This is a genomic window from Serratia myotis (genome assembly GCF_027474885.1).
Classification (GTDB): domain Bacteria; phylum Pseudomonadota; class Gammaproteobacteria; order Enterobacterales; family Enterobacteriaceae; genus Serratia; species Serratia proteamaculans.
On record NZ_CP099707.1, the window covers coordinates 958,442 to 971,989 of the forward strand.

The window sequence follows — 13,548 nt, forward strand, 5'->3', positions numbered from 1 at the left end:
AGCTCTGCGCATTTATGGGGATAAATAGAAAAGGGGCGATGATTATCGCCCCTGGGTAAGTCAGTTTATTGCAGTTACGCGGCTTCGGTGTGTTTCTGGCGCTTATCCTGCTTGAGCAACTTTTCCGGCTTACTGGCCGCCAGCGCATCCGGCTCAAAGTCATCCACGTTGATGGAACGCAAACGGCTCTCTTCGGCTTTCACCAGGATCTTCGCTTCGTCGGCGTTAATCTTGCCTTCTTCCAGCGCACGCTGCGCCAGACGATCCAGTCGGGTGAACGGCAGGTTCTTACCGGCCGCCTTGCACAGACGATCGTGGATCGGCTCGGCGGCGATCACGTCAACCAATGCGGCTTCCAGCAGGCCGACCGGGTTATGCTCACTTGGCGTCAGATACTGACCACGACCCAGACGGCTACGGGTGGCGGACGGTTGTTGGATAATCTTGGCCAACTGGTGATCCAGACGGTCAGACGGTGCAGTATGCACGCGGCCTAACGGGAAGATAACCAGACGCATCACGCCGGCGATAAAGCGGTTCGGGAAGTTGCGCAGCAGATCGTCCAGCGCCTGTTCTGCCTGATGCAGACTGTCCTGTACGGCCCAATGTACCAGCGGCAAATCTTCTTTCTGACGGCCTTCATCTTCAAAGCGTTTCAGCGAAGCGGAAGCCAGGTACATTTGGCTGAGGATATCTCCCAGACGGGCGGAAATACGCTCACGGCGCTTCAGGCTGCCGCCCAGTACGCCCATGGAAACGTCCGACAGCAGCGCCAGGTTAGCGCTCAGGCGGTTCAACTGCTGGTAGTAACGACGGGTAGCGTCCTTGGTCGGTGTACTGCTGGTGCGGCCGTTGGTCAGACCCAGCCAGAAGCTGCGTACCTTGTTGCTGCCTACGTGGCCCAGATGGCCGAACAGCAATTTGTCATAGGCGTTCAGGTCGTTATTCTGCGCTGCCGCCATTTCGTCCAGCACATAAGGATGGCAACGGATCGCACCCTGACCGAAGATCATCATGGTACGGGTCAGGATGTTGGCGCCTTCTACCGTGATAGCGATAGGCGCGCCCTGATAGGCACGGGCCAGGAAGTTGGATTTACCCAGCATGATGCCTTTACCGCCGGCGATATCCATTGCATCAATGATTGCCTGCTGGCCGCGGTGGGTACAGTGGTATTTCACGATGGCCGACAGCACGGCCGGTTTCTCGCCCAGCATCAGACCACTGGTGATAAGCGTAGCCGCTGCATCCATCACATAAGTGTTACCGGCGATACGCGCCAGCGGTTCTTCAATACCTTCCATCTTGCCGATCGACAGCTTGAACTGACGGCGGATATGGGCGTATGCGCCTATTCCCAGCGCCATGGACTTCACGCTACCGGTAGAGTTGGAAGGCAGGGTGATGCCGCGTCCTACCGACAGGCATTCAACCAGCATACGCCAGCCCTGACCGGCCATTTTTGGCCCGCCGATGATGTAATCAATCGGGACGAACACGTCATTGCCGCGAGTCGGACCGTTCTGGAACGGCACGTTCAGCGGGAAGTGACGGTTGCCGATTTCAACACCGGGAGTGCTGGTTGGGATCAGCGCACAGGTGATGCCCGGAGATTCGTTGGTGCTCAGCAGGTGGTTCGGGTCATACAGTTTGAACGCCAGGCCCAACACGGTCGCCACCGGTGCCAACGTGATATAGCGTTTGTTCCAGGTCAGGCGCATGCCCAGAACCTGTTCGCCTTGCCACTCGCCCATGCAGACGGTGCCGACGTCCGGAATGGCACCGGCATCGGAACCCGCTTCCGGGCTGGTCAGGGCGAAACAAGGGATCTCGTCGCCGCGCGCCAGGCCTGGCAGGTAATGGTTTTTCTGTTCGTCAGTACCGTAATGTTGCAGCAGTTCGCCCGGACCGAGGGAGTTCGGCACGCCGACGGTGATGGCCAGAATGCCGGAAACACCGGACAGTTTTTGCAGTACGCGTGCCTGAGCATAAGGAGAGAAGTCCAGGCCGCCGTATTCTTTCTTGATGATCATCGCGAAGAAGCGGTGTTCTTTCAGGTATGCCCAAAGTTCCGGCGGCAAATCGGCCAGTTCATGGGTGATCTGGAAATCGTTGGCCATGCGGCAGGCTTCTTCCACCGGACCGTCGATAAACGCCTGTTCTTCGGCGGTCAACTGCGGTTTCGGGTAGTTATGCAGCTTGTTCCAGTCCGGCGTACCGCGGAACAGATCGCCTTCCCACCAGGTGGTCCCGGCTTCGATCGCTTCCTTTTCGGTGGTGGACATTGGCGGCATCACCTTGCGGAACGCGCGCAGCGCCGGTGCAGACAGCAACGAACGGCGCAGTGACGTGACGTTCAGTGGCAGCAGAATAATCGCCAGCGGCAGCAGCATCCAGAAGGTCCACAGACCGATGGCGCCCATGGCGGCGGTGTATGCCAGAAGAATAAGGCTACTGAGGGTGAGGTTCACTCGGTGATAAAACACCACACCAATGAGTGCCAGTAAAACAACAATACTAAGAACCATCATAAGAAGCTCCGAAGTGGCAAGAGGTCTGACCTGTTGTGTGTATGTAATAGGTTTTAGTACAACCCCATATTTTTATCAATGCATTTACAGTTTAATTACAACTTAAGTCACAAACTGACCGCATCAATCATCAAAAACCTCATCGGCGCCTCAACCGGGCTGCTGTTTGACTGACAATGCTTCTCGGTTTTTCCCCGATCCGTTACACTGCGGGGCGGAAGATTGACGATAACAAGAGGTTCCTCATGTACCACGACCTTATTCGTAGTGAACTGAACGAAGCGGCCGATACCCTGGCGAAATTTATCAATGACGACGCCAATATCGACGCGATCCAACGCGCAGCCGTGCTGCTGGCCGATTCCTTTAAAGCCGGTGGGAAAGTCATTTCTTGCGGTAACGGTGGCTCCCACTGTGACGCGATGCACTTTGCCGAAGAGCTGACTGGCCGATACCGTGAAAACCGTCCGGGTTATCCGGCGATTGCCATTTCCGACGTTAGCCACCTGTCTTGCGTCAGCAACGACTTTGGTTACGAGTATGTATTTTCACGCTATGTGGAAGCGGTAGGTCGTGAAGGCGACGTATTGCTGGGTATTTCCACCTCAGGCAATTCCGGCAACATCATTAAAGCCATCGAAGCGGCGCGCGCCAAAGGGATGAAAGTGATCACCCTGACCGGCAAAGACGGCGGCAAAATGGCCGGTTCTGCCGATGTGGAAATCCGCGTACCGCACTTCGGTTACGCAGACCGCATTCAGGAAATTCATATCAAAGCGATCCACATCTTGATTCAGCTGATTGAAAAAGAGATGGTTAAGGCTTAACGGCTTTAGGGGGCATGGCGCCCCGTTAATAATGCACAGGGGCGCAGTTGATCGCGCCCGAATAGACGGTGTCAGTGGGAGTTAAGGAGTGGCTGGCGATGTGTGAATTGCTCGGGATGAGCGCAAACGTACCGACCGATATTTGCTTTAGCTTTACCGGGCTGGTTCAGCGCGGTGGCCGTACCGGGCCACATAAAGATGGTTGGGGCATTACCTTCTATGAAGGGAACGGTTGCCGCACGTTTAAGGATCCCCAGCCGAGTTTCGACTCGCCGATCGCCCGTCTGGTGCAGGAATACCCGATCAAATCCTGCGCGGTGGTATCACATATCCGTCAGGCCAATCGCGGTGAAGTGGCGCTGGAGAATACTCACCCGTTTACCCGCGAACTGTGGGGCCGTAACTGGACCTATGCGCACAATGGCCAGTTGAAAGGCTACCGTCAGTTGGAAACCGGCACTTTCCGCCCGGTCGGCCAGACTGACAGCGAGTACGCTTTCTGCTGGTTGCTGCATCAGCTTTCCCTGAAATACCCGCGTACCCCAAGCCGTTGGCCGCCGGTGTTCCGTTATATCGCTCTGCTGGCGGATCAACTGCGTCAGAAGGGGGTATTCAATATGCTGCTGTCGGATGGGCGCTTTGTGATGGCTTATTGCTCCACCAACCTGTATTGGATCACGCGGCGCGCGCCGTTTGGCAAAGCCACGTTACTCGATCAGGATGTGGAGATTGATTTTCAGCAGCAGACCACACCCAACGATGTGGTCACGGTGATTGCTACCCAGCCGCTGACGGCGAATGAAACCTGGCACAAGATTGCACCAGGCGAATTCGCATTATTTCACTTCGGTGAGCGGCTTGGCCTGAGCGAAGGGATTGGTACTGACAGCGGGAGCCGTGTTTGACGCATACTGCGTCATCTGGCCACTGCTCAGCACGGGTTGACCCAATACGTACTGCCCATTGGCTACGCTGACCATCGGCGGCTGATGGTTTTTGACAAAGTAGTCATAGCCCGGTTTCAGCTGACGCCAGAAGGCGATGTAGCTGGAAGAACTGTGGCGTTTCAGGTTCTTATCGGTCATGCGGAACGGATAGATACTGATATCAATCCGGTTTTGGCCGTAGGCGAACGCAGCTTCGACGTAGCGGTAAATCTCATCCATATAGGTGTTGGTCATCGCATAACAACCAATCGATTTACATTCACCGTGGATCATCAGATAAGCGCCGGAATAGCCCTGTGATTTATCGTAATCATTAGGGAAGCCGATATTGATTGCCCGATAATACTTGCTGTCGGGTTTCAGATGGCGCGCGTCGACGCTATAAAAGCCTTCCGGACTCTTAAAGTCACCTTCACGGCGTTTCGGGCCGAGGCCGCCGGAGAAATTACAGATTTGGAAAGAGTTCACCAGACGGAATTCGTTGCCCATTTTGGCATACAATTCCAGCGTGCGTTCTTCTTTGAAGATCTGAATATAGACCGGTGAACCCACTAATTGCTGCTTAACTACCGGAACCTCGGGAACCTGCTCGCTGGCGCTGCAGGCCGTGATCATCGGCATAGAAAAAAGCATCGCAAACAACAACGCGATTTTGCTCATTATTATTCCTGCTTATATTTATCTGTCGGCTCAATGCAATTGGCCAACATGCCACTGATTATTGTTTTACGGTCTTAAAACACCGCCAGATTACCAGTGTGTTCTTTTTTAGCAATATGCGATGTGTATAAAAAAACTACAAACTTCGATAAAAGTGAATCTATAGGCAGATTTTAACGATTAGTCGCGTAAAACGGCCGAAATTTAATTGTGTTTGCTTGACTCAGGTCACTGCCTGACGCAGAAAAATGTTGTGGAAAATGTTAATATTCCGGCTCGAATAAATGCGCAAAAAATGGACGCAGGAGTTAATCAACGGAATGTACGTTAGCCCATTTTATCAGTGCGAAAGATTTCATGTTGAGCGTGATGCCGTTGCGCTCAACCCAGAGGCTGCTGATGCGGCCTCATCATCCAGGCATCGTCAGTACCAGCCTCTGGGGTCGGTAAGACGTGTGAAACTAACCAACATCGTATAAAACCTATGATTAAAATCAGAAAAGGGTTAGACCTGCCAATTGCCGGAACCCCGGTTCAGGCGATTCAGGACGGCCCAGTCATTCAGCATGTCGCCCTGCTTGGGGAAGATTACGTCGGAATGCGCCCGTCTATGCTGGTGCAGGAAGGCGACAGCGTTAAAAAAGGCCAGGCACTGTTTGAAGATAAAAAGACCCCCGGGGTTTTCTTCACCGCGCCTGCCAGTGGTCGCATTGTGGCCATCAATCGCGGTGAACGACGCGTATTGCAGTCGGTCGTCATTGCCGTTGAAAACGGCGGCGATGATCAATTGGAGTTCGCTCATTTTCCGGTCGCCGAACTGGCGATGCTGCCGCGCGAACAGGTTGAAAGCGAACTGATCGCCAGTGGCCTGTGGACCGCACTGCGCACCCGTCCCTTCAGCAAAACACCGGCACCGGGCACCAGCCCACGCGCCATCTTCGTTACCGCCATCGACAGCCAGCCGCTGGCCGCCGATCCGCAGGTGATCATTTCCGAGCAGTTGACGGCGTTTAACGCCGGGCTGGCGGTCTTGGCTCGCCTGACCGACGGCAAGGTGCACGTTTGTCATGCCGCAGGGGTGAACCTGGGCAAGCAACCCGATGCGCAGGTGACCTATAACGAATTCGCCGGTCCGCATCCTGCCGGGCTGGTGGGCACCCATATTCATTTCCTCGAGCCGGTCAGTTTGAAAAAAACCGTCTGGCATATCGGCTATCAGGACGCGATTGCCATCGGCACCTTGTTCACTACCGGCAAGCTCGATACCCGCCGGGTAGTGGCACTGGCCGGGCCGCAGGTGGAACAGCCGGTACTGCTGCGCACCCGGTTGGGCGCCAGCATCGACGAACTGACCGCCGGCCGTCTGAAAGCAGGCGAGAACCGGGTCATTTCCGGCTCGGTGCTGAGCGGCACCCACGTCGCCGGGCCGAACGCTTACCTTGGCCGTTTCCACTCGTTGGTTTCCGTGCTGCAGGAAGGGCGTGATAAAGAGCTGTTCGGTTGGATTGCCCCATCACCGGATAAATTCTCCATTACCCGCACCACGCTGGGCCACTTCCTGAAGAACAAGCTGTTTGCCTTCTCGACCACGACTCACGGCGGTGAGCGTGCGATGGTGCCGATCGGCAACTACGAGCGGGTAATGCCGCTGGATATCCTGCCGACCCTGCTGCTGCGTGACCTGCTGGCGGGTGACAGTGACAGCGCGCAGGCGCTGGGCTGTCTGGAGCTGGATGAAGAAGATCTGGCGCTGTGCACCTTTGTTTGCCCCGGCAAGTATGAATACGCTCCGGTGCTGCGCGATGTGCTGACCAAGATTGAGCAGGAAGGATAACCGATGGGCCTGAAGAATTTTTTTGAAAAGATCGAGCATCACTTCACTCCGGGCGGCAAGCTGGAAAAGTGGTACCCGCTGTATGAAGCGACCACCACGGTGTTCTACACCCCGGGGCAGGTGACGCGCGGTGCTTCGCACGTGCGCGATGCTATCGATCTGAAACGCATGATGATCCTGGTGTGGCTGGCGGTCTTCCCGGCGATGTTCTGGGGGATGTACAACGTCGGCCAGCAGGCCATTCCGGCGCTGCACCACCTTTACAGTGGCGATCAACTGCAGCAGGTGCTGGCGGGCGATTGGCACTACCGGTTGGCGCAATGGCTCGGGGCATCCCTGGCGGCGGACGCGGGCTGGATCAGCAAAATGGTGCTGGGTGCCTGCTATTTCCTGCCAATTTATGCCGTGGTGTTCCTGGTGGGGGGCTTCTGGGAGGTGCTGTTCGCGGTCATTCGCAAGCATGAGATTAACGAAGGCTTCTTCGTCACCTCGATTCTGTTTGCGCTGATTGTGCCGCCAACGCTGCCGCTGTGGCAGGCCGCGCTGGGTATTACCTTCGGCGTAGTGGTAGCCAAAGAGATATTCGGCGGCACCGGACGCAACTTCCTTAACCCGGCGTTGGCGGGGCGTGCATTCCTGTTCTTCGCTTACCCGGCGCAGATTTCCGGTGACCTGGTGTGGACCTCCGCCGACGGTTTCTCCGGCGCGACTCCGCTGGCACAGTGGAGTGCGGGCGGGGCACACAGCCTGAGCAACGTGGCTACCGGCCATTCCATTAGCTGGATGGACGCGTTTCTTGGCAACATCCCCGGCTCGGTCGGTGAAGTCTCCACGCTGATGATCCTGCTCGGCGGGGCGATAATCCTGTTTGGCCGCGTGGCTTCCTGGCGCATTGTCGCCGGTGTGATGCTCGGCATGATGGCTACCGCCTTCCTGTTCAATTCGATCGGCTCTACCACCAACCCGCTGTTCGCCATGCCGTGGTACTGGCACCTGGTGTTGGGGGGCTTCGCCTTCGGTATGATCTTTATGGCTACCGACCCGGTTTCTGCCTCGTTTACCAACAAGGGGAAATGGTGGTACGGCATTCTGATTGGCGTGATGTGCGTGCTGATCCGGGTGGTCAACCCGGCCTATCCGGAAGGCATGATGCTGGCGATCCTGTTCGCCAACCTGTTCGCGCCGCTGTTCGATTACCTGGTGGTGCAGGCCAACATCAAGCGGAGAAAAGCCCGTGGCGAATGAATCTAAAAACGACAGCATCGGTAAAACGCTGCTGGTGGTACTGCTGCTGTGCCTGGTGTGTTCTGTGGTGGTGGCGGGTTCCGCCGTCGGCCTGAAGTCCAAACAGCAGGAACAGAAGCTGCTCGACAAGCAGCGCAATATTCTCGACGTGGCCGGCTTGCTGCAGCCGAAAATGGAAGGCGAGCAGGTCAAGGCGCTGTTCACCCAACGTATCGAACCGCACCTGCTGGATTTGAACAGCGGTGAGTTTGTCACCGGCAAGGCGACGGCGTTCGATTTGGCTGCGGCCCTGCGTGATGACGCCAAAAGCGTAGCGCTGCCGGCGGCTGACGATCCGGCCGGTATCAAGCGTCGCAGCAATCAGGCGGAAATCTATCTGGTGCGTGACGACAGCGGTGCGGTCAACAAAATCGTGCTGCCCGTCTACGGCACCGGCCTGTGGTCGATGATGTACGCCTTTGTGGCGTTGGATAACGACGGCAACACGGTGAAAGGCATCACTTACTACCAGCAGGGGGAAACTCCGGGACTGGGCGGTGAAGTTGAGAATGCCAGCTGGCGCCAGCAGTGGATCGGTAAAAAGTTGTTTGACGACAACGGCCAACCGGCGATCCGCGTGGTGAAAGGCGGGGCGCGTCAGGGGGATGAACACGGGGTGGACGGCTTGTCCGGTGCCACGCTGACCTCCAACGGCGTGCAGCATACTTTTGACTTCTGGTTGGGCGAGCACGGCTTTGGCCCGTTCCTGCAAAAAGTTCGTGAAGGAGCGCTGAAAAATGGCTGATTCCAAAGAGATTAAACGGGTTCTTTTAGGGCCGCTGTTCGACAACAACCCGATTGCCTTGCAGGTGTTGGGCGTCTGTTCCGCGCTGGCGGTAACCACCAAGCTGGAGACGGCGGTGGTGATGACCATTGCGGTGACGCTGGTCACCGCGTTCTCCAGCTTCTTTATTTCCCTGATCCGTCACCATATTCCGAACAGCGTGCGCATCATCGTACAGATGGCGATTATTGCCTCACTGGTGATTGTGGTCGATCAGTTGCTGCGCGCCTATGCGTTTGAAATCTCCAAGCAGCTGTCGGTGTTTGTCGGCTTGATCATCACAAACTGTATCGTGATGGGGCGCGCCGAGGCGTACGCCATGAAGTCACCGCCGATCGAGAGCTTTATGGACGGCATCGGTAACGGGCTGGGCTACGGGGTGATCCTGGTGTTGGTCGGCTTCCTGCGTGAGCTGTTTGGTTCCGGCAAGCTGTTCGGCATTCCGGTGCTGGAGACGGTACAGAACGGCGGCTGGTATCAGCCGAACGGCCTGTTCCTGCTGGCACCGAGCGCGTTCTTTATCATCGGCCTGCTGATTTGGGCGCTACGCACCCTGAAACCAGCGCAGATCGAAAAGGAGTAATGGCCGATGGAACATTATATCAGCCTGTTTGTACGCGCGGTGTTCGTTGAGAACATGGCGTTGGCGTTCTTCCTGGGGATGTGTACCTTCCTGGCGGTGTCGAAAAAGGTGTCGACCGCCTTTGGTCTGGGTATCGCGGTAACGCTGGTGCTCGGGATCTCCGTACCGGTGAACAACCTGGTCTACAACCTGATCCTGCGCGACGGCGCGCTGGTGGAAGGCGTTGATCTGAGCTTCCTTAACTTCATTACCTTTATCGGCGTGATTGCGGCGCTGGTGCAGATTCTGGAGATGATCCTCGATCGCTTCTTCCCGTCGCTGTACAACGCACTCGGCATTTTCCTGCCATTGATCACCGTGAACTGCGCCATCTTTGGCGGCGTGTCCTTCATGGTGCAACGTGACTACAACTTCGTCGAATCGGTAGTGTACGGTTTCGGCTCCGGCACCGGCTGGATGTTGGCGATTGTCGCGATGGCGGGGATCCGCGAAAAACTCAAGTATGCCAATGTCCCCGCAGGGTTGCGCGGCCTGGGCATTACCTTTATCACCACCGGGCTGATGGCGTTGGGCTTTATGTCCTTCTCCGGTGTTCAGTTGTAAAGGCGGGAAGAATTTATGGAAATTATTTTAGGCGTCGCGATGTTTACCGGCATCGTTATGGTGCTGGTGCTGCTCATCCTGTTCGCTAAGTCCAAGCTGGTGAACACCGGTGACATTGCGGTGGAAGTGAACGGCGATCTGGACAAGAGCTTTACCGCTCCGGCGGGCGACAAGCTGCTGAATATGCTCTCCAGCCAGGGGATCTTTGTTTCGTCTGCCTGCGGCGGCGGTGGTTCTTGCGGCCAGTGTCGGGTGGTGATCAAAGAGGGCGGCGGCGATATCCTGCCGACCGAGCTGTCGCACATCAACAAGCGTGAAGCGAAAGAGGGCTGTCGCCTGGCTTGCCAGGTGAACGTGAAGCAGAACCTGAAAATCGAGCTGCCGGAAGAAATTTTTGGCGTGAAGAAGTGGGAATGCGAGGTTATCTCCAATGATAACAAAGCCACTTTTATCAAAGAGCTGAAGCTGAAAATCCCTGATGGGGAAGATGTGCCGTTCCGCGCCGGTGGTTTTATCCAGATCGAAGCGCCGGCACATGACATCAGCTATGCCGATTTTGAAGTGCCGGACGAATACCGTGGCGACTGGGACAAGTTCAACCTGTTCCGCTACCGCTCAGTGGTGAATGAAACCACGGTGCGCGCCTACTCAATGGCCAACTACCCGGACGAGAAGGGCATCATCATGCTCAACGTGCGTATCGCTACGCCGCCACCGCGTGATCCGGACGTGCCACCGGGCATTATGTCTTCTTATATCTGGTCGTTGAAAGCCGGTGACAAGGTGACCATCTCCGGGCCGTTCGGCGAGTTCTTCGCCAAGGAGACCGACGCGGAAATGATCTTCATCGGCGGCGGTGCCGGTATGGCTCCGATGCGTTCACACATCTTTGACCAGCTCAACCGCCTGAAGTCGAAGCGTAAAATCACCTTCTGGTACGGCGCGCGTTCACTGCGTGAAATGTTCTACGAGGAAGATTTCAACCAACTGCAGGCAGAGAACGAGAACTTTACCTGGCATGTGGCGCTTTCCGATCCGCAGCCTGAGGATAACTGGACGGGTTACACCGGCTTTATCCATAATGTTCTGCTGGAGAACTATCTGCGTAACCACCCGGCGCCGGAAGACTGCGAGTTTTACATGTGCGGTCCGCCAATGATGAACGCCGCGGTGATCAAGATGCTGAAAGATCTGGGCGTCGAAGACGAAAATATCATGCTTGATGACTTTGGTGGCTAAATGCGTGCAAGGGCAATGAAGGGGTTAATGACGACGGTGGCGCTTAGCGCTGCCCTGTTATTGACCGGCTGCGGACCAGAGCAGGTGAATCTCGATGGCAAAACCATGGGGACCTCTTATTCGATCCGCTATGTCACCGGGGACGACACGCCGTCTGCCACCAAAATGCAGGCGGAGATCGACAAGCGCCTGGAGTTGGTGAATGACCAAATGTCCACCTACCGGCCGGGCTCTGAACTGAGCCGCTTCAACGCCAGCCGCGCGGTGGATAAACCCTTCCCGGTATCGGCAGCGACCACCGAGGTGGTGCTGGAGGCGTTGCGTATCAACCGCGTCACCGACGGTGCGCTGGATGTGACCGTCGGGCCGTTGGTTAATCTGTGGGGCTTTGGCCCGGAAGGCCGCCCGGACAAAGTACCGAGCGCCGCCGAGCTGGAGCAACGCCGCGCCTGGACCGGGATCGACAAGCTGTCGGTGCAGGGCAACGCATTGGTAAAGAGCATTCCTGAGCTGTATGTCGATCTTTCCTCGATCGCCAAGGGCTATGGGGTGGATGTGATTGCCCAGTACCTGCAATCGCAGCAGGTTAAGAACTACATGGTGGATATTGGCGGTGAGGTACGGACTCGCGGCCATAACGGTGAGAAAAAACCGTGGCGTATCGCCATTGAACGGCCAACCGCCGGCATGGAGCAGAAGGCGCAGTTGGTGATCCAACCGGGCGAGATGTCGATCGCTACTTCGGGGGATTACCGCAACTACTTCGAGCAGGGCGGCGTGCGTTATTCGCATACCATAGATCCGGTCACCGGCAAGCCGATCCACCACCATCTGGTCTCGGTCACCGTGTTGAGCCCGACCTGTATGGCTGCCGACGGCCTGTCGACCGGGCTGAACGTACTGGGGCCGGAACGCGGCATGGCGCTGGCGAACCTGATGGGGATCCCGGTGTTCATGATTGTGAAAACCGCTAAAGGTTTTGAAGAGCGCTACTCCGAGGCGTTCAAACCCTATTTGAATAAGAGCTGATGAGGTCGCTATGTTGACAGTATTTGTCGCCAGCTTCGTGTTGTTTCTGCTGATTGTCGGCGGGATGTCGTTGGGTTACGTGTTCAAGCGTAAAAGCCTGCAGGGCAGTTGCGGCGGCATTACGGCGCTGGGGATGGATAAAGTCTGCGACTGTCCTGAACCCTGCGATGCCCGTAAAAAGCGTCTGGAAAAAGAGGCGCTGCGCCAGCAGCAGTTGGAAAAACACCGGATCATCTGAATCACAGGGGCGCATGCAGCGCCCCTTTTTACATCAGTTATTTGGCCTTAACGAAGCTCTTTGCTTCGGCCGGTGAGTTGACCATAACCCCATCCACGCCTAGCGCCAGCGCCTGCTGGTATTCCGCCGGTGAGTTGATGCCGAACAGGATGATGTGCGCCGGTCCTTGTGAACGGAAGCAGTCGATCGATTCTTTATCCCAGGTCAGAAACGCCTTGGAGCGCCCTTCACCCAACGTAAATTTCTCCACCACTTCCACTTCACGTTTCAGTTCCAGCCCGTACCAGCGCGGTTGCTGATTGTCTGGCTTCAGCTCACACAGGTGTGACAGGCTGATATTCGCCAGCAGGTCGCGGGTTTCATCGCGGGTCTCAAAACGTTTAATCGCCGGTGGCAGCGCCTGCAGATATTTGGCATCGGTGGAGTACACGCGGGTGCGGTTCAGGCTGTGGGTCTTTTCCAGCGTTGCCAGCAGGGCTTTGCCGAACTGGGCCGGGTTAGCGTCCGGTGATTTGATATCCAGATAGAAATTGACCTTGGGGAAGGCGTTGAGGATCTCATCCAGCCGGGGAATACCAATGCCCTTACCGCGGAACGGATGAGTTTCCCCTTTGGCAAATGACCAACCGGCGTCAACGTTTGCCAGTTGCGCGGCAGTAAAGGCAGAAACCAGCCCCTGCTGATTGGTCAGCGCCTTTAGATCCGAAGGGCGGTACAGCACAATCACCCCGTCTTTGGATTCCTGCAGGGTGATCCAAATGGCATCGGCGCCGTTTTTCAGTGCGGTTTCAATGGCGACGCGGGTATTTTCAGGGGCGTCGGCCGTTCCACCACGGTGAGCGATAATGGCGGGGGCGGCGGTAGCGGCAAGGGATATCAGGGATAAGGCTGAAGCTAATAAATAGACCGATAATGTTTTCATGTAGGGCACCATCCTGTGCGTAGCGTTATTGTTATCAGTAAGCGCGGCGGTTAATTTGCCACAGCGT

13 protein-coding genes are annotated in these 13,548 nt (G+C 56.3%); 10 read left to right on the forward strand and 3 right to left on the reverse strand.

The window, feature by feature from the left end; all coding sequences use genetic code 11:
* Window positions 1-74: 74 nt before the first annotated feature.
* A complete protein-coding gene (gene fadE / locus NHG65_RS04440; RefSeq protein WP_099064929.1) occupies window positions 75-2,531 on the reverse strand; it encodes an acyl-CoA dehydrogenase FadE in 2,457 nt (818 codons plus the stop codon).
* 245 nt (window positions 2,532-2,776) lie between these two features.
* Between fadE and lpcA the strand changes: the two genes are divergently transcribed.
* A complete protein-coding gene (gene lpcA / locus NHG65_RS04445) occupies window positions 2,777-3,358 on the forward strand; it encodes a D-sedoheptulose 7-phosphate isomerase (protein ID WP_004949058.1) in 582 nt (193 codons plus the stop codon).
* Window positions 3,359-3,456: 98 nt separating this feature from the next.
* Window positions 3,457-4,263, forward strand: a complete 807-nt coding sequence (locus NHG65_RS04450) for a class II glutamine amidotransferase (RefSeq protein WP_099064928.1) — start codon at window positions 3,457-3,459, stop codon at window positions 4,261-4,263.
* On the opposite strand, the gene dpaA is transcribed toward NHG65_RS04450, so the two are convergent.
* Window positions 4,195-4,965, reverse strand: a complete 771-nt coding sequence (dpaA, locus tag NHG65_RS04455; RefSeq protein WP_207976395.1) for a peptidoglycan meso-diaminopimelic acid protein amidase — start codon at window positions 4,963-4,965, stop codon at window positions 4,195-4,197. The two genes, NHG65_RS04450 and dpaA, sit on opposite strands and share 69 nt — an antisense overlap.
* Before the next feature lie 484 nt (window positions 4,966-5,449).
* Here dpaA and NHG65_RS04460 point away from each other — a divergent pair, with 484 nt between their 5' ends.
* From NHG65_RS04460 to nqrM, 8 genes are read left to right on the forward strand one after another with little or no spacing between them, the layout of a single operon-like run.
* A complete protein-coding gene (locus tag NHG65_RS04460) occupies window positions 5,450-6,799 on the forward strand; it encodes a Na(+)-translocating NADH-quinone reductase subunit A (RefSeq protein ID WP_499182972.1) in 1,350 nt (449 codons plus the stop codon).
* 3 nt (window positions 6,800-6,802) lie between these two features.
* On the forward strand, window positions 6,803-8,044 hold the full coding sequence (locus NHG65_RS04465; protein WP_085115341.1) for an NADH:ubiquinone reductase (Na(+)-transporting) subunit B: 1,242 nt from the start codon (window positions 6,803-6,805) through the stop codon (window positions 8,042-8,044).
* Window positions 8,034-8,828, forward strand: a complete 795-nt coding sequence (locus tag NHG65_RS04470) for a Na(+)-translocating NADH-quinone reductase subunit C (protein ID WP_085115342.1) — start codon at window positions 8,034-8,036, stop codon at window positions 8,826-8,828. The genes NHG65_RS04465 and NHG65_RS04470 overlap by 11 nt, the downstream gene beginning before the upstream one ends.
* The gene (locus NHG65_RS04475; protein WP_020825369.1) at window positions 8,821-9,450 is read left to right on the forward strand and encodes an NADH:ubiquinone reductase (Na(+)-transporting) subunit D; all 630 of its coding nucleotides are present in this window, start codon (window positions 8,821-8,823) and stop codon (window positions 9,448-9,450) included. The genes NHG65_RS04470 and NHG65_RS04475 overlap by 8 nt, the downstream gene beginning before the upstream one ends.
* Before the next feature lie 6 nt (window positions 9,451-9,456).
* A complete protein-coding gene (gene nqrE / locus NHG65_RS04480) occupies window positions 9,457-10,053 on the forward strand; it encodes an NADH:ubiquinone reductase (Na(+)-transporting) subunit E (RefSeq protein ID WP_085115343.1) in 597 nt (198 codons plus the stop codon).
* 15 nt (window positions 10,054-10,068) lie between these two features.
* Window positions 10,069-11,292, forward strand: a complete 1,224-nt coding sequence (nqrF, locus tag NHG65_RS04485; protein ID WP_099064925.1) for an NADH:ubiquinone reductase (Na(+)-transporting) subunit F — start codon at window positions 10,069-10,071, stop codon at window positions 11,290-11,292.
* Window positions 11,293-12,321 carry an FAD:protein FMN transferase gene (locus NHG65_RS04490; RefSeq protein WP_499182973.1) on the forward strand — a complete coding sequence of 343 codons (1,029 nt, stop codon included), beginning with the start codon at window positions 11,293-11,295 and terminating at the stop codon, window positions 12,319-12,321.
* Window positions 12,322-12,331: 10 nt separating this feature from the next.
* Window positions 12,332-12,559 carry a (Na+)-NQR maturation NqrM gene (gene nqrM, locus NHG65_RS04495; protein ID WP_012005403.1) on the forward strand — a complete coding sequence of 76 codons (228 nt, stop codon included), beginning with the start codon at window positions 12,332-12,334 and terminating at the stop codon, window positions 12,557-12,559.
* Window positions 12,560-12,596: 37 nt separating this feature from the next.
* Here nqrM and NHG65_RS04500 read toward each other — a convergent pair whose 3' ends face one another.
* A complete protein-coding gene (locus NHG65_RS04500; protein ID WP_499182974.1) occupies window positions 12,597-13,481 on the reverse strand; it encodes a glycerophosphodiester phosphodiesterase family protein in 885 nt (294 codons plus the stop codon).
* Window positions 13,482-13,548 lie beyond the last annotated feature (67 nt).